This is a genomic window from Teredinibacter haidensis (genome assembly GCF_014211975.1).
Taxonomy (GTDB): domain Bacteria; phylum Pseudomonadota; class Gammaproteobacteria; order Pseudomonadales; family Cellvibrionaceae; genus Teredinibacter; species Teredinibacter haidensis.
Window position 1 is genome coordinate 210,869 of sequence record NZ_CP060084.1, and the last position, 16,046, is coordinate 226,914.

Annotated in this window: 13 protein-coding genes; 8 read left to right on the top strand and 5 right to left on the bottom strand. The window is 45.9% G+C overall.

Annotated features, from left to right (window positions below):
- Positions 1-43 precede the first annotated feature (43 nt).
- Positions 44-994 carry a sugar kinase gene (locus H5715_RS00840; RefSeq protein WP_075186029.1) on the bottom strand — a complete coding sequence of 317 codons (951 nt, stop codon included), beginning with the start codon at positions 992-994 and terminating at the stop codon, positions 44-46.
- A 232-nt stretch (positions 995-1,226) separates the two neighbouring features.
- Between H5715_RS00840 and H5715_RS00845 the strand changes: the two genes are divergently transcribed.
- The 4 genes from H5715_RS00845 to H5715_RS00860 all read left to right on the top strand — a co-directional run bounded on the left by H5715_RS00845 (position 1,227) and on the right by H5715_RS00860 (position 5,515).
- On the top strand, positions 1,227-1,922 hold the full coding sequence (locus tag H5715_RS00845) for a FadR/GntR family transcriptional regulator (RefSeq protein WP_246434638.1): 696 nt from the start codon (positions 1,227-1,229) through the stop codon (positions 1,920-1,922).
- A 59-nt stretch (positions 1,923-1,981) separates the two neighbouring features.
- Positions 1,982-2,617, top strand: coding sequence for a bifunctional 4-hydroxy-2-oxoglutarate aldolase/2-dehydro-3-deoxy-phosphogluconate aldolase (locus tag H5715_RS00850; protein ID WP_075186028.1), 636 nt, complete (start codon positions 1,982-1,984; stop codon positions 2,615-2,617).
- Positions 2,618-2,645: 28 nt separating this feature from the next.
- A complete protein-coding gene (locus tag H5715_RS00855; protein ID WP_075186027.1) occupies positions 2,646-3,746 on the top strand; it encodes a sugar kinase in 1,101 nt (366 codons plus the stop codon).
- A 293-nt stretch (positions 3,747-4,039) separates the two neighbouring features.
- The gene (locus H5715_RS00860) at positions 4,040-5,515 is read left to right on the top strand and encodes a mannitol dehydrogenase family protein (RefSeq protein ID WP_075186026.1); all 1,476 of its coding nucleotides are present in this window, start codon (positions 4,040-4,042) and stop codon (positions 5,513-5,515) included.
- A gap of 347 nt (positions 5,516-5,862) precedes the next feature.
- Here the strand turns inward: H5715_RS00860 and H5715_RS20485 are convergent, their stop codons facing one another.
- The gene (locus H5715_RS20485; protein WP_075186025.1) at positions 5,863-6,093 is read right to left on the bottom strand and encodes a zinc ribbon domain-containing protein; all 231 of its coding nucleotides are present in this window, start codon (positions 6,091-6,093) and stop codon (positions 5,863-5,865) included.
- Positions 6,094-6,328: 235 nt separating this feature from the next.
- On the opposite strand from H5715_RS20485, the gene H5715_RS00870 reads away from it, so the two are divergent.
- Positions 6,329-6,598, top strand: a complete 270-nt coding sequence (locus tag H5715_RS00870) for a hypothetical protein (protein WP_075186024.1) — start codon at positions 6,329-6,331, stop codon at positions 6,596-6,598.
- Positions 6,599-7,351: 753 nt separating this feature from the next.
- Positions 7,352-7,714, top strand: a complete 363-nt coding sequence (locus H5715_RS00875; protein WP_075186023.1) for a hypothetical protein — start codon at positions 7,352-7,354, stop codon at positions 7,712-7,714.
- A 255-nt stretch (positions 7,715-7,969) separates the two neighbouring features.
- On the opposite strand, the gene H5715_RS00880 is transcribed toward H5715_RS00875, so the two are convergent.
- Entirely contained in the window at positions 7,970-10,966 is a 2,997-nt protein-coding gene (locus H5715_RS00880; RefSeq protein ID WP_425507050.1) for a cellulose binding domain-containing protein, read from the bottom strand.
- 1,657 nt (positions 10,967-12,623) lie between these two features.
- Between H5715_RS00880 and H5715_RS00885 the strand changes: the two genes are divergently transcribed.
- Positions 12,624-13,019, top strand: coding sequence for a cupin domain-containing protein (locus H5715_RS00885; RefSeq protein ID WP_246434640.1), 396 nt, complete (start codon positions 12,624-12,626; stop codon positions 13,017-13,019).
- Between the two features lie 661 nt (positions 13,020-13,680).
- Positions 13,681-14,613, top strand: coding sequence for a hypothetical protein (locus H5715_RS00890; RefSeq protein WP_075186021.1), 933 nt, complete (start codon positions 13,681-13,683; stop codon positions 14,611-14,613).
- A 533-nt stretch (positions 14,614-15,146) separates the two neighbouring features.
- On the opposite strand, the gene H5715_RS00895 is transcribed toward H5715_RS00890, so the two are convergent.
- Both H5715_RS00895 and H5715_RS00900 read right to left on the bottom strand, forming a co-directional pair.
- Complete coding sequence (locus tag H5715_RS00895; protein ID WP_075186020.1) at positions 15,147-15,443, bottom strand: hypothetical protein; 297 nt, start codon at positions 15,441-15,443, stop codon at positions 15,147-15,149.
- Positions 15,444-15,530: 87 nt separating this feature from the next.
- On the bottom strand, positions 15,531-16,046 hold the full coding sequence (locus H5715_RS00900) for a DUF6702 family protein (RefSeq protein WP_221892326.1): 516 nt from the start codon (positions 16,044-16,046) through the stop codon (positions 15,531-15,533).

The following is a 16,046-nucleotide window of genomic DNA, read 5'->3' on the forward strand; positions in this document are numbered from 1 at the left end:
GCGTCATTTGTTACCCCCGGCGTGTGGCCGGGGGTAACTATTGTTAGAGTTGTAGTCCTTTATACTCCGCATCGAAATTGCTTTTCTTTACGATCGCGCCGCGATTACGGATAACAATGGAGGCCACATGAATTCCATGTTTAGCGGCCTCTTCGCTCGAAAGCCCCTGCATTCTTGCTGAAACGTAACCGGCATTAAATGAATCTCCCGCTCCGGTTGTATCGACTACGCCTTCGACCCAGGGAACAGGGATATGTACTTCATTTCCGTCTACCAGTGTTACCACTTCCTTAGCACCGCGTTTTAGTATTAGCTCTTTAACCGCGCAGCCTTTGTAGCGTTCAATGGTTGCCTCAATAGATCCGTCGCCCCACAGCATTGCTTCGTCATCAAGTGTTAGTAGGGCCATATCCGCATGGGCCATCATATCCATCATGATGTTTTGTGCCTGGGTTTGGCAATCCCACAGGCGTGGCCGATAGTTAATATCAAAGCAAAATACACCGCCCTGGCTGCGATATTCATCGACAAAATTTAAGAGCATCTCTCTTGAGTGGTCGCTGATTATGGCAAGGGTGATACCACTAAAATAGAGATAGTCACAGGTCATTAGTTGTTTGGTGAGTTGTTCGGTGTGGGCCTTATCCGCGAACAGTTCACGTGCACGGGCCTCTTTTCGCCAATAGTAAAATTCTCGTTCGCCGCAGGGGGCATTGCGAATCATATACATACCCGGTAAGCGCCCAGGCATTGTTTCAATCATGCCCGTGCCGACTTTTTCGGATGATGCCAAATTCAGAATTTGTGTGCTGTAAGGGTCGTCACCGAGCAGGGTTGCGTAGTCGGTTTGTATACCGGTTCGTGCCATATAAATTGCAGTATTGAAGGTATCGCCGGCAAAGCCCAAGGCCATGACTTCTTTATCTGTTGATTCTGTTGTTGGGAATGGAGATAGCTCCACCATAACTTCGCCAATTGCTGCAATTCGTGCCATTGTTTAGCCTTTAGAGAACTGTTTGTTTAGAGTGTTAAATATTGAGAGATTTGGTAGAAAATGTCAGAAAAAGGTCTGTTTTTGTCTGTAAATATTGCGTCTTCTAAGTGGCTTAGTGTCGAATTGACAATAAGTCGTTTGAAGCTTATATTACCCACCTATCCGATAGGTGGATGGCACCCATTATAATCATCCGGAATTTCCAATAGCAACCACCAAATGGCGGGCGAATATGGTTATGCTGACGCGGCTAAAGCCGCTAACCTTGGTAGATCAAGCGAATGAGCAGCTTTACCAATATATAGACCAAAACGGTTTGGAAGAGGGGGATAGTTTACCTTCTATCGCCGAACTGTCCGAAAAATTTGGTGCCAGTCGTGCGGTCATACGAGAGTCATTAAAAAGTCTAGAGGCCAAAGGTATTATTGAAATAGCCAATGGTAAACGGGCGAAAATCAAGCCGGTAACCTCTGAACCTCTCCTTGACTATTTTCAGCGCTTTATGCAGGTGGATCAGCGAGCCGCCTGGGAGTTTGCGGAAATACGCATAGCGTTGGAGATTCAGAGTGTGAGCCTGGCTATTCAGCGCGGCAGTGACGCGGAATTGCATGGTCTGTACGCGCTGGTTCGGGAAATGCGTGAAAACATGCACAATGCAGAAGCCTTTGCCGATCTGGATGTGAGATTCCATTTACTCATCGCCCACGCTACCCACAACACCATGATGGTGCATTTATTGGAGTCTTTGCGTGATGCGATTCGCGCGTCTGTGCGAAAAGGCTTGCATAAGCGCCTGAACCGAGAGCAGATGAGCGCAGTACAGGGCTTTCACGAACGGTTAGCAGAAAGATTAATTAAGCGTGATGTTGATGGTGCTACCGAGGCCATGCACGCTCACTTTGACGAAATAGCTATGTCGTTAGAGTAAAGCTTGAAACTAATTTTTATTAAACGCGATTCGAAAGAGATTAACTGGAGATTGAGCATATGCATATTGAATTGAAAAAAATCGAGAAAATTAAAGTTGTTCCCGTTGTCGCCATTAACAATGCCGCTGACGCTGTGCCCCTTGCTAACGCTTTGGTTGAAGGTGGATTGCCCTGTGCAGAAATTACCTTTCGTACCGAAGCGGCTTTGGATTCTATAAAGGCTATGGCCAAACTGGGCAATATCCAGGTGGGTGCTGGTACTGTTTCCAAAATTGATCAGGTTAAAGCCGCAGTTGATGCCGGGGCGACCTTTATGGTGTCGCCAGGTTTTAATCCAAAAGTGGTTCAGTACTGCGTAGAAAACAATATACCCATTGCTCCTGGGATTACTAATCCAACGGATATTGAAATGGCGTTGGATTATGATCTAGAGGTGCTGAAGTTTTTCCCGGCGGAAGCCTTCGGTGGTATAAACACGCTAAAAGCGTTAAGTGCGCCCTACGGCTCAATCAAATTTATACCCACTGGCGGTATTGGTGCAAATAATCTATTAGATTATTTGAAGTTTCCTAAAGTCCTGGCTTGCGGTGGCAGCTGGATGGTGAAATCCGATCTGATTGAAGATAAAAAGTTTGATCAAATAGCCTTGTTAACGAAAGAGGCTGTGGACTTGGTGAACAGTTTACAAGCGTAGAGATAAGTCATAAATTTAGGAATAAGCTATGTCGGTTTTAAATATAAAATCAAAAGAAAGTTGTCAATATGATCTAGTGTCGCTTGGTGAAGTTATGCTGCGTTTGGATCCAGGAGAGGGGCGTATTCGTTGTAGCCGTCAGTTTCGCGCCTGGGAGGGTGGCGGTGAATACAATGTCGCTCGTGGCCTGCGACGTTGCTTTGGTCAGCGTACTGCGATTGTTACTGCGCTTGCAGATAATGATGTTGGCCGTTTAGTGGAAGATTTAATTTTGCAGGGCGGAGTGGATTCCTCCATGATCAAGTGGGTACCTTACGATGGTCTGGGGCAGTCGGTTCGCAACGGCCTTAACTTTACCGAGCGCGGTTACGGTATCCGTGGCGCTGTCGGTGTTTCGGATCGCGGCCATACCGCGGTATCTCAATTAAAGCGAGGAGATATCGACTGGGAAGACTTGTTCGGAAATAAAGGTGTTCGTTGGCTTCACACCGGTGGCATTTTTGCTGCGTTGTCTGAATCTACCGCAGATGTTGTCGAAGAGGCTATGGCGGCGGCAAAGAAATACGGCACCATTATTTCTTATGATTTAAACTATCGTCCTTCGCTATGGAAATCTATTGGTGGCGAGGCCAAGGCACAGGAAGTCAATCGTCGACTGGCACAATATGTCGATGTCATGATCGGCAACGAAGAAGACTTTACAGCTTGCCTGGGCTTTGACGTTGAAGGTGTCGATCATAATTTGTCGAACCTGGAGATCGATAAATTCAAAGCTATGATCAACAAAGCCACAACAGAATTTCCGAACTTTAAAGTGACGGCGACCACCCTGAGAGCGGTTAAAACTGCCACAGTAAATGACTGGGGTGCTATAAGCTGGGCTGCAGGAGAGTTCTATGAGGCTACTCACAGGCCCAACCTGGAAATTATGGATCGCGTTGGCGGCGGCGACAGCTTTGCTTCCGGCTTGATTTATGGCTACCTTACCTTTGGTGATCCCGACAAAGCCGTTAATTACGGTGCAGCGCACGGGGCTTTGGCCATGACAACCCCAGGTGATACCACGATGGCTAACTTAAAAGAAGTTGAAAAAATTGTTGGCGGTGGTGGGGCCCGAGTAGACCGCTAACACGCCTATTGAAAAAGCAGCCACCTTTGTGCTTTTTTCAAGGGTGGCCTGTCTAGGGTGCTGGATAAGCGTGAAAAGTTTTTCAAAGAGAGGTAATTTACACAGATCGGTACCTCGATCAAATGTACGTTGCTTTGTCATCGTTGAAACCGTTTTCAGTGTGTTGCAGCACCTCTTGTCAATGATAGTGCTGTGGTAGAATTCCGTGTTTTCTAGAGGCGTTTAAAAACACCTCGAAAAGTGTTGCTTTGCCGTGACCAATGCAGAGCAACGTTATTGTATCTGGAGTAGTGATGAACCGTTTAAATCAGAATAACTTAGATCAGCTTCCAAAAAATATTGTTCGTCCCACCTACAATAGGGATTCGTTAAAAGCGGGTATTGTGCATCTCGGGATTGGCGCTTTTCACCGTGTTCATCAGGCGGTCTATACCGATCAAGTTTTAGCCGAGTTTGGTGGCGATTGGGGGATTGTTGGAGGCGATTTACGCTCTAACCGGATATATGATCAGTTAATGCCCCAGGACTGCCTCTATTCTGTTGCCGTCAAAGATAACGACCAGCAAAAGATTCAGGTTATTGGTTCTGTTATCGGTGTGTCGGTTGGCCCGGAGAATCCTGCCAAGTTAATTGCTCTAATGGCAGACGAAAGCATTAAACTGGTTTCTATTACGGTGACTGAAAAAGGCTATTGCCATGATCCAGCAACGGGCAATCTCAACCTTAGGCACCCGCAGATTCAATACGATTTAAAAAATATCGATGAACCTAAAAGTACACCGGGGTATATCGTGTCTGCGCTTCAGCAGCGCAGAGCGAAAGGGATTAAGAGTTTCACCTTGCTGAGTTGTGATAATCTGCCCAATAACGGCAAAGTCTTGCGCAATGTAGTCCTGCAATTTGCACGCTTATACGATGCAGATTTGGCCGATTGGATTGCAGAAAATACCACTTTCCCCTGCACGATGGTGGACCGTATAGCGCCTGCGGTGACGGACGATGATTTGACGTCTCTGGATGCTCAGTTGGGAATGCGTGACGAAGGCGGCGTTGTCTGCGAGCCTTTCCGCCAGTGGGTAATTGAAGATAATTTCTGCAACGACCGTCCGGCGTGGGAAAAAGTGGGTGCGTTGGTTGTGGAAGATGTAGAAATTTTCGAGCATATGAAGCTGCGTTTGTTGAACGGCAGCCATTCATTGCTGGCCTATTGCGGCTACCTTTCCGGTTTCGAAACCATAAGCGATGTGATGACAGAGCCATCGTTTGTCGCTATGTGTAAAGACTATATGGACAGTGCGGGAGATACCCTGGAAGCGCCTGAAGGCTTTGATATAGAAGACTATAAACAGCAACTACGAGTGCGCTACAGCAATCGCGGTTTGCAGCACCGAACTTGGCAGATCGCAATGGACGGTTCGCAAAAACTGCCTCAACGGCTGCTTGATACCTTGCGGGACCAGTTAAAAAACGCTGCTGATATCGATATTATCTGTATCGCCGTTGCTGCGTGGATGCGTTATGTCTCAGGTGTAGATGAAAAAGGTGAAGCGATTGAAGTGCGTGATCCTCTGGCTGCACAGTTACGCAAGTTGTGCGACGACAATAAGGGCGACCCCGCTGCCATGGTAAATGCACTAATGGGAGTAACGGAAATATTCGGCACCGATTTAAAAAGTATTCCTACGGTTGTTGAGGGTGTAACCGGCTGGTTGAATAAATTTTATGAACAGGGTGTATTGGCGAGTGTCAGAGCCAAGTTTCCCGCTTAATCTATAAGCGAATAAATAAAAGGAAAAGCCTCTTTAGAAATAAAGGGGCTTTTTTGTGTCCGCTTCGAACGAATAATCCCGAGAGGCGTACTTGATACATGCCCTGTGTACTGGTTAATCGTACAAAACAAACTTCAGCAGGGGTCCACCTGAACTTATGGCTATTCTGAGAACACAATGCCGGTGGTAACGCTTGGCATCGAGGTGGACTGTCTACGTCTCACGCTCTATGTAAATTTTTCGGTAATTTAAGCGTTAAACTCTTTTGGTAACCCGCTATAAATATATTGAGGTTCATAATCATGACGTTAACACTTAACAGCGATAAACAAAGGCGAGCAATCTGGTTAGCCTACGTTTCCAAACTCGATGCGTACTTGGCTTTTAGATTTCAAGCCGTTGCACTGATTGCAAAAATAGCTGGTTGCGCCACAGGCTTGAAGTGTCTCTAACTCGGCCTCACAGTCGGGGCAAAAAGCGCGTTTTTTATAGCTTACTTTACAGGGTTCGCATCGATAAAGGCCGTCTTGCCACGTTAATTTGGTGTGACAGCTTGGGCATGGGTTTGATTGAGCCATAGGGTTCTCTGTATTCCGTGTTGGGTAATGGGGTGGAGAATAGCGGGTATTTGTATTTATTACTTGGTTTGTATCAACTGGGGAGGCTGTGCGGTTAAGAGTTGATTGGTGGGTTGCGGGTGATTTTTTGATCGAGATTTAGGGGCTGTGTCGACATCCATTGCGTGCTTGCCCCACAACACCGCCGTAAATCCTTCCGTGGGGGCTTCACGTTCGCATCCCTGCAAGCGAGAGTTTGTGGAGTAAACCCCCAATCGATGTTTTGGAGAGTTGTGGCGATGGCTTAGTTGTGAAGCTGGTGTCGGGTTGGTCAGAAGCCTATCCGGGAGGGGCAGAGGCCTATCCGGAGGGGTCAGAAGTCTATCCGGAGGGGGCAGAAGTCTATCTGGGAGGGGCAGAGGCCTATCCGGAGGGGTCAGAAGTCTATCCGGAGGGGGCAGAAGCCTATCCGGAGGGGGCCAGAACCTTATCCGGGAGGGTCGGAAGTCTATCCGGGTTGGGCTAGAACCCTATCCGGGAGGGGCAGAAGTCTATCCGGATGGGTCAGAAGTCTATCCGGTTTGGGTCAGAACCTTATCCGGGAGGGTCAGAACTCTATTCGGGTTGGGTCATCGACATCAAGGAAGGGTCATCCACTCGTTCCCCTATCGTCTGTGGGCAGTTAGATTGCGCAGCGTTGATCAAGTTAGTGCCGACACCCATTGCGTGCTTGCCCCACAACACCGCCGTAAACCCATCCCTAGGGGCGAGAGTTTGTGGAGCAAGCCTTGCGAATAATGGTGGGCTTCCCTGGAAAGAAAAGGGTGTTGTTTTACGGTTAAGCAGCGGAAAGTGTTGAAGCTACTGGGCGTAACTTTTTACCTTGCGAAGGCCTACTAACGCGTGCGCATCTGGGCTTACATTACATCGAAAAACAACATTAAATTTACCGGTATAGTTAACCAGTACAATAATGATATTGGGGATTTTCAGCGAGTAGGATAATGGGAAAATAACAACAAAACCTATAACTGATTGATTTAAGAAAAAAACCTTGTCCAGTGTGCAGTATTGTGTATTACGTAATGGACAGAAGAGGCCTAAAAAGTAGCATTAAATGGCAAAGTGGGAAATGCCAATAATGCGCAGTATTCAGAAAATACCGCCTAAGTTATTTATCTTAATAGAAAGGAAAGTTTATCCAGTTTGTCTGATACAGTATATTAATGGACAAAGTGCCCGTCATAACTTGGTGATGCGTAAATTGGAAAGATGAGATATGAATATATATAGTGCTCCTTCATCAATATTGGGAGAGGGGAATAGTAGTTTTGCCAAGCAGAAGTACCCGTGGCTGATGGCTGCTGTAAATGTTCTTTTTTTTTGTGCATTTTTGCTTTTTGTTCAGGATTTTGAGGAACCTTCGAATGACAAATATAGTTTTCTGAAGTTCGTGGGTATCGGAATGCTGGTGGTGCTATTTGTACAAAACGTTATTGCGTTTATTGTTGGTGCCATTTTGTCGAGGATTAAAACCTATGGCATCGTATATGCTTACTATAAGAGCGCTAGACGGATCTATATTGGAGCACCATTTTTAACAGTTGTTTTTATTGTAGCTTCGTTTTTTTTGTGGGGGTAAGTGCATAACAGTGCGCATCAATACGCTCGCTTCGCGAGCCGGACTTCCGCAAGCTGCGCTTGCTACAGCCGTTGCGGAGCGTCTCTGTGAATCTGGCCTGATTCTGCATTCGGATCAAGGGGTTTGAGTATCGTGCAGCAGAATACGTGTTGGCGATTTTTAGCGGGTAAGACCACTAATTTTTTCCACGAGGGACGGAAAGGAGATAAAGGGAAAAATAATCCGACAGATCTCTGCCGGATTATTTTTAGAGGCTTATTGAACAGTACAGATGGGTGTATTCACACTACCATCTGATGTGCCTTGCAGCCCAAAAGATGCAGATTGACCTGGCGCTAGATTTCCATTCCATGAAACATTACTGGCTGTAACCACATCTCCCGACGTGGATAGCAATGCATTCCAACTCCCGGATAACTGCGGACTTTCGCCGAAATCTAGGTGAATGGTCCAGCCACTAATACTCACATCACTGCCATTAGTGACCGTTACGCTCATCTGATAACCAGATCCCCATTCATTCACAGTGTCAGCCGCACAAGTCACTCCGCCAGATGAACTACTCGAAGAAGAGCTGGAGGAAGAGCTGCTTGAACTTGACGAGGAGCTACTTGAGCTTGACGAGGAGCTGCTTGAGCTTGACGAGGAACTGCTTGAACTTGACGAGGAGCTACTTGAGCTTGACGAGGAGCTGCTTGAGCTTGACGAGGAGCTACCACCCACAATGCCATAAGGGGACGGCTGATTGCTACAGGTACTCGCAGCGATACAGCTTTGCTGGTCTTCCCACCCCCATCCACTGGTTGTCGTTACACATAACGGATAGGTTGTACCATACCAATTACATTGTTGGGATGTACCATCCGAGGAGCTTGAAGAGCTGCTGGAACTTGAAGAGCTACTGCTCGATGAAGAGCTGCTGGAACTTGAAGAGCTACTGCTGGAGGACGAGCTAGAACTTGATGAACTGCTACTTGAAGAAGAGCTAGATCCACCAAGCGTATCGGCCATTAATATACCGCGGCCATTGGTACCCAAATAAACACGACCGTATATACGCGGGTCGCCGGTCAGCGCTTCGCCCATATTGCCAAACTGATGCGCATCATCGTTAATACGCACCCAAGTTGCACCTTCATCATTTGAACGAAATACACCACGAACGCCATCAATTTTTGCGACGATATACACGGCATGATATTCACTACCTGGCGCTGCCATACCGAAACCGACGTTATCGCCTTGCTCTACATTTTCCAGTTTGCTAAAGGTCTCGCCCGAATCCGTTGACCGCCATAATCCATAAGGTTCGTCATCACCATTACCACCTCCGGCTAACCAAATATCCCCTTCATAGCCAGGCGCCGCCTTAAACTGTAGATGTCCACCGGTTGGCAAACCTGAGGCTAGAGACGAAACGAAGCTGGCACCACTATCACTGGAAATATAAAAAGTACCACCACTCAAAGCGTAGAATTTTTTAGGGTTAACGCGATCAGATCGAACTTTTGCGCCATCTGGCACTCCGGCAGACGCTGTCCAAGAGCTGCCATAAGTTGTCGAGTAATAAACACTTGATCCACCGGGGCTCCACACAATGGTGCTGCCATCTGCAGCTAGTGCAACCGTACCACCGCTAGTGGGGGCACCGGCATTAGAGGCTTGCCACCAAGCATCACCACTGGATGTTGAAACACCGATATACACGAAACCATCGGGCGTATCGCCCACAGGATGACCCACACGAACCATGGTTCCCGGATTCAATTCTGCAAAATCAATACTCGTTGTTGTACCAAAATCGGGGGCTTGGAACATCATCTCGGGCACAACGGTTAAATCATTATGTTTAAAGCCACCAATATCCCCCAGGGCAGAAAAAAGATGTGCTCCTTCCGGCGGGCTTACCAAATCTTGTACTGCGGTTTCTTCCAGCCCCTTCACCATGGTACGAATACTTATTTGCTCGTCGTTATCCCATGCGGTTAAATTAGTTGCGCCGTAAATAGTAGCGCCCGTTCCGTACATGAAGCGATCAGAATTAAACGGGTCGATTTCTACTGATTCATTCATCCAACCCAACTTGGGCACAGTTTCTGGAGGCTGAGGGTTTGCGCCCCACGTTAGCCAAGGTGTCTCCGAAATATCTATAGTGTAACGCTTGGTTTGTGATGGATAACCATCCCAATCCCAAATTCGAGTCCACGTATCACCACCATCGGTCGTCCGAAATAAAATCATGTCCGGCCACCAAGAGTTCACCGAAGCGACCATTAATGTCGAAGGATTTTGTCGGTCGATAGTCAAACCACCGTAGCCAAAATAGAGATCGCCACTTGCTATCGTCATGGGCGTAATATCTTTCCACTCGCCGGTCGCAATTGTGTACTTCCAAACTTCGCCAGCCTCACCATCATAAGGACCACCGGTATCACTAGTGGCAACATAGAGATATCCATTCTCGTGATCTACTACACCCTTGTGAGGAATATATCCCACCGGAGCACCAGGAATTTCTTCCCACGTTGCACCACCATCTGTACTTTGATAAAGCGCATTTTCCAAATCCGCAACGCCTACAAAAATACGGCTAGATCCGCTACCCGGTGTTCCAGAGCTTTTGTCGAAACTCACCCAAACCACGCCCTGAATTTTATTGAGATAATCAAACTCATCTTCTGGGTCTTGAATATAAGTTCCAGGATTAGGGAAATTGGTAACTTCATTCCAGGTTACGCCATAGTCGGTACTGCGCCATAAACCCTCGCCCAGTTCCGCACCGAAATAAATCGTACTGTTATCATTAGGGTCGATCCGCAGGCGCTCTCCCATACCGCGACCAACCATATTGCCACCCACTTTGAAAGGCAGCTCCGTAGCTTGCCAAGTGGCTCCCTTATCCGAAGATCGAACAATCGCGCCGTTGTTGGGGTCCCAACTATTGGTATACATACCCACTGCAGCGTAAACACGATTAGTATCAACGGGGTCAGTGGCCATACTTAACACGCCATTCCAGCCCCAGTTATCCCAACTTACCCAGTCCATAATGGGCAACCAGCGTTGGCCCGACTCTTCCCAACGGTAAGCGCCGCCGATATCGGTACGTGCATAAATCAAATTGGGTTCAGACTGGTTGAACACAATACCCGGCACAAATCCACCACCATCGATGCGAACATTTTCCCAGCTATGAGGCTCCGATGGAGCGGCACTCAGTATCCCAGGTAACAGCAATAATGCAGCCGACATAGTTGCAACCAGAGTGCGTTTTAATAAAGATTGATACCACATGTATGTAAAGGTCATAAAATATCCCCCTTTTTAATTAAAGAAAAGTGCTGCCTAAATCGCCTCGTAGGGCTTTTGTGAAAAGGCAGTAAGGACTGACTAACATCCAGCGAAAAATTCGTGAGTAAAAAGAGATGTGGTTCACTTTCGTTGAACAACCAAACCCGATTTATAATAGGGGTATGACGGCTGGCTGATTGTCATTGCACTGTGAATGTTGTATCCCAAAACCGCGTAATGGTTTTTTCTGACATTCACAGCTTGCTATACCACCGGTGTATGCGCGGGTGGCAATCATAGTAAAACTCATCCGGTACATGCCTGTCTAGCTTGGAATCGGATCACCGGGAGTTGGTATGCTCAATGTGACGACCAATACGCATTTTGGCGCCACATTCGCAAGCCCGACAATAACGATTACCGTGTTAATGTTTGACATTCGATCTAGCACGCTCTACAAAAAAGATAATAAGAACACCGTTCTTGTTGATATGAATTCTTCGATAGCTATTCAATTATGAGGATTAAATCGAATATTTCCGGAATTGTTGACGTATCCGAGTGACGTTAGAGCCTCACTGATTTGAATATTGTTTAATGTGGGTCTGGATTGAACAGCAGGCCGCCACGCTCAAAAAATCTGTGAAAGCGAACGATTCGGCCGCAGCTGTAATAGAATTAAATAGAAAGGCGCCTATGTCAGCGGAAAATAAATACCTAAAGAGTTGTGTTCGAAAATAAGCTTAACTATAGGCCTCGGAGGTGTTGTGAATGTTTCATTTCCTATTTGTAAGCTTATTTCGGTTGTTGTCATTGGGTTAGTAAGTTGTGCTTTAGATTCGTCAAATAGAAGCACAAATGATGTGCCTGTTCGTTGGCGTACAGATGTTTACAAGGCTAGATGTTTTTCGTTTCTGATGTTTTGTTCAAGAGCGCTGGCGACCTTTCTGAGCTGACTGGCAATCCGTAGCATGCAGGTGTCGATGTTAAACAAACAGAAGCGGGAGAGGTTAATTGCTCGTTTTGTGCTGACGACTTTGATATAGCTGATCCATCAGCAAGAACGATAAGAGAAAGCGAAATGAGGGTTTATCACGAGTCTAAAATTACGTGTGAGGAAGATCGGATTTCAATGGGCGCAAACAAATCTAAAGAGAGTTTCTTGCCAGACAATACTCTCAGTAGGATGGGCCAATCTTTTGACCAAAGAAAACAGCGTCGAAAATATAGACAGAAGAGCCGAGGCGAATTGATTATTTCCCAAGTTGAAAGCCTGGGCCGATATTACACCTATAATTAAATGTCAGTCATCTTCAGAAATAATGTCTATTTTTTCTCGCGATGGCGCAGCGAATAGGTCGGGGCCTTAGGTGGCAGGTTGGCAGTGATGGAGTTGAATATGTGTTCATCGTTATACGTGATTATTTAGACGGCGGAGATTGCGTAATATTAGGTTATTCGTTTTATCTGTAGATGTGAATAGGCGGCCACCGGTTGCCTTCCTTTACCCAAAACATGGGGGCAGAAGCTCTCGCCCGCTGGGAAGCACTTACGGCGTGTTTTAGGTGTCAGTACGTAATATAGTTCCGGCGCTGTGCCCAACTTCCGGAAAAAATTAGTGGCCCGTTGGGCTTTAGAGCCGTTAAATGTGGATCAACTGGGTAATACGGTTGACCTTAATAGTCGCTATAGAGTGTTAGTTATGGGGAATATTTTTGAATCAATTCCAGACGATATCCGCGATGAGGTTTTTTCGGATCTGGCTTTTGGGGAACATGTAAAAATTGAAAGAATTGTCTCTAAAGGTCACGCTTCTCCCAACGTTGGATGGTACGACCAGTCGGAGAATGAATGGGTGATTGTGTTGGAAGGTGAGGCAATGTTGTCATTTGAAAATGATAGTGATGTACATTTAGTGCCTGGTGGATATGTAAATATCCCGGCGCACAAAAAGCATAAGGTCACTTGGACAAAGCCCGATACGCGAACAATATGGCTGGCGGTTCATTACTAACCCAAATGGGGCTCACGTCTTTAGCTGCTTTTTTTGCCCGCACTGGGTTTTAGTTCATATAAGTGATTAAGGGAGTCTGATCAAGTCCAAAGTTTCTCCGGCCTCTTTTCTAAGGTAATGGCGCCTGTTTGTAGGAACTCATCTGTTTTTCAAAAAGAGACTACGCGGCGGTTGGGGTCGTGCAGAAAATGTCTGAGTTTTATCAGCGGTTCCCTTGCGAGATAAAGATGATAAGCGCCTTCCTGTAACTATTTTCGGAAACTATCACATATCAAAAGTGGGTTAACTCTGAATGAGACAGAAATAACATCGAAAAAACCAGGGCTAGCCTGCAAACCTACAAAAAATAACATTTAAAATGCTCGATCAGAAATAACATCAAAACGGACTTAGTTAAAGCGCGCATTTCTTGAGTTGAATGAGTAAATCGATTACTCTCCGATACCGGAATTGCCATCTTATGGGATGATAACGATCGTTCGGTTGTGCGGTGTTATTTTTATGATTTTCCAGTCTCTAACGTTAGAATCTGTAAGCCCTTGTTTGCACGCGAAGAAAAATTAACTGCGATTGGGGTCTTATCAAGCACTTTATTTAATACATATAAACCATGTTTTATTTTAGAGTGAATTTAATATCAATATTTGGATAGGATTGCTGTATGAAAACGGGTTTTTGTCGTTATATGTTTGGCTTGGCATGCTGTTTTACCCTCTCTTCTTGTGGTGGTGGTAGTGGTGGAACTAAAACACCCGAAAATGGTGGCGTCTCGAGTTCAGCTTCCAGCGCCTCAACGACTAGCTCTGCCTCCAGCAGCTCTGCCTCTTCTCAAGATCAGTCCGGTGACAAACTTGGTAATTGCGATGTTTCTGGTCGCAAATTGCTCGCGCTTATGGGGACGCCGCTTAATAAATTTGATGGCAGCAGCTTTTCCGAAAAAGTTTGGAATACTCAACAGAGCCTGTATGGCTGGTACCCCCTTGAGTTGGGGTTGAGCGAAAACCCAGGAAAATCGTCAATCTCCATTGATAGCGATGGTTTTGTATCCCAAGAGTGTATGGATTTGGCGAATTATTTTTTAGCCGATCGCTATCTCTACCCGGAAGTAGAAAACCAGTGGTCCATTGATATACGCTTGAAGTTCTCCAAGTTTGATTACAATACATTTTTTGAATTTAGTGATAGCGAAGAAATCACTATGGTCCACCCGCACGTTGAAATACAGTTCGAAGAACTTGAGCGTCTTGAGCAGAGCGGCTCCTACACTGTGGTAAGGCAAGTTATCCATTCGTCCGTTGAGTTAACGTGTGAGGTTCCTTTTTCTGTAACTTCATCCTGGATTGACCCGTTACAAAATTCTAACTTGGATCCAGAAACCACTTATGTTGACGTTGAGAATAATTTGTTCGCGCTCACCCACGTGGCCGATTTTAACGGTGATGGTTGTATATTTTCGTTAACTGATACATTTACACTTAAAAATGGGGTTGATATAGATGCAACTCTGTACGGTGAGCTGGAAGCGAAATATGATCAAGATATTTTGAAAGGCTATGACTTCAAGCTTAATGGTATTCACGTAGGAAGTCTTTGATTGATGTGTCTCCTTGCGTTACCTGCCTCCGAAGAAGTCTCAGGGCACCAACTATAGAGGAAAAGTGAGCTAAAACTCGAATGTAGAGAATATTCAAAACGCGAGCTTTCTGAGGGAAGGTAAGCTTGTTGTTTTCTAGCTGAAAGCGGGGGGTATTCAAAGGCGAATGCGTGAATTCTAAGCCGAGCTTAGACCTGCTAGCTTAAGTGGATTTTTTTTTCATTGAAGAAAGACGGTTAGTGAAAAATTTCTTTGCAGCTTAAAAGCGCAGTTCGCAACTGCTAGCCCAATCCCTAGGGCTCCTTTTACTTCGTGAACGCAGTAACCTGGTTAGCGAGCGAACGCCACTTGGCGTAAAATGAGCGACAATATAGGCCCTGTCTTTACTGGTAAAGTCTCTAGCCAGAGATGATTGGGCTTTTTGCTTAGATAGAATACACATAATCCTCCAGGCGGTTACTCTCAACGGTGGCTTCTCCGTCACTTACGCGTAGCCAAACGTTTATCGTATTTCCCGATACGAAAGTCTTGGATTACAGCGGCACTTTACCCCTTGCAGCCGTAATCTCTTCTGCGTCTACTTCCCATATTATCTCAACTAGCAGTGCTTCGGGCCCGGTATCTGGATCGAAATAGACATCCATACTGACGACAACAATGCTTGCGGCCTTAACTTCCATGGGCATATCTTGCCAATAGATATCGTGATAAATCTGTGGAGGGTGGTTCAATTCGGGCACATAGATAAAAGATTGATCTGCCAAGTCGGTGTGGTGAAACTCTTTTTGGGGCTTGAAATAGCGGCCCACATCTGTTGTGCCGTCAGCCATCTGCGGTGTGCTCAGCTTCGTTATTAGTTCTAATTCAACAGGGCCTAACGTATACGAAATTTTCTTGGTGTTACAGGCGATATTCGGCTATTCTTTTCTGTAGAGATTTTTCCATTTATCACGTTTTCCCATTTCAATCGAATATATTTTCCCCAGTCCTTCCATGTTGATCAAGTTTACCTGTGATGGCCAAAGCTGCTGTAGTGCGCGATGGGATACCTCTAGAGTTTTTAGGTGATCGACAAGAAAGGGTATTTCCTGATAAACCCAGAAAAATTTTCCTTCCACTTCAAATCCGACTGGCTGCAATTCAATTAGTTTTCCGTTTATGCGAAGACCAAAGTTGTTGCGCACATAATCGTTAAACTGTTGCTGGGTTTGGGGGTTGTTTAGCAGGTCGGCGTTTTTGTTTTGCAGGTTTTTTACCGCGTGCTCGGCGTCGTGAATATAAAAGCGATGGCTGACTTCAAGCATGCCGTTGTTAGCGTTAAATAGCAGTGTTGTTAGTGCGCGTTTTTGTTGATGTGAATGACTTAAACTTGTATAGAAAAAAAGGCTCACGATAAAGGCGAGCCGTGTAATTGATAGCAGCAGGTTTCTCAC

What these genes read in the sequence shown, in the direction of transcription:
- H5715_RS00845 (WP_246434638.1), top strand. Translation starts at nt 1,227, where the DNA reads ATGGTTATGCTGACGCGGCTAAAGCCGCTAACCTTGGTAGATCAAGCG.
- H5715_RS00895 (WP_075186020.1), bottom strand. Translation starts at nt 15,443, where the DNA reads ATGGCTGACGGCACAACAGATGTGGGCCGCTATTTCAAGCCCCAAAAA.
- H5715_RS00850 (WP_075186028.1), top strand. Translation starts at nt 1,982, where the DNA reads ATGCATATTGAATTGAAAAAAATCGAGAAAATTAAAGTTGTTCCCGTT.
- H5715_RS00880 (WP_425507050.1), bottom strand. Translation starts at nt 10,966, where the DNA reads ATGTCGGCTGCATTATTGCTGTTACCTGGGATACTGAGTGCCGCTCCA.
- H5715_RS00860 (WP_075186026.1), top strand. Translation starts at nt 4,040, where the DNA reads ATGAACCGTTTAAATCAGAATAACTTAGATCAGCTTCCAAAAAATATT.
- H5715_RS00855 (WP_075186027.1), top strand. Translation starts at nt 2,646, where the DNA reads ATGTCGGTTTTAAATATAAAATCAAAAGAAAGTTGTCAATATGATCTA.
- H5715_RS20485 (WP_075186025.1), bottom strand. Translation starts at nt 6,093, where the DNA reads ATGGCTCAATCAAACCCATGCCCAAGCTGTCACACCAAATTAACGTGG.
- H5715_RS00840 (WP_075186029.1), bottom strand. Translation starts at nt 994, where the DNA reads ATGGCACGAATTGCAGCAATTGGCGAAGTTATGGTGGAGCTATCTCCA.
- H5715_RS00890 (WP_075186021.1), top strand. Translation starts at nt 13,681, where the DNA reads ATGAAAACGGGTTTTTGTCGTTATATGTTTGGCTTGGCATGCTGTTTT.
- H5715_RS00875 (WP_075186023.1), top strand. Translation starts at nt 7,352, where the DNA reads ATGAATATATATAGTGCTCCTTCATCAATATTGGGAGAGGGGAATAGT.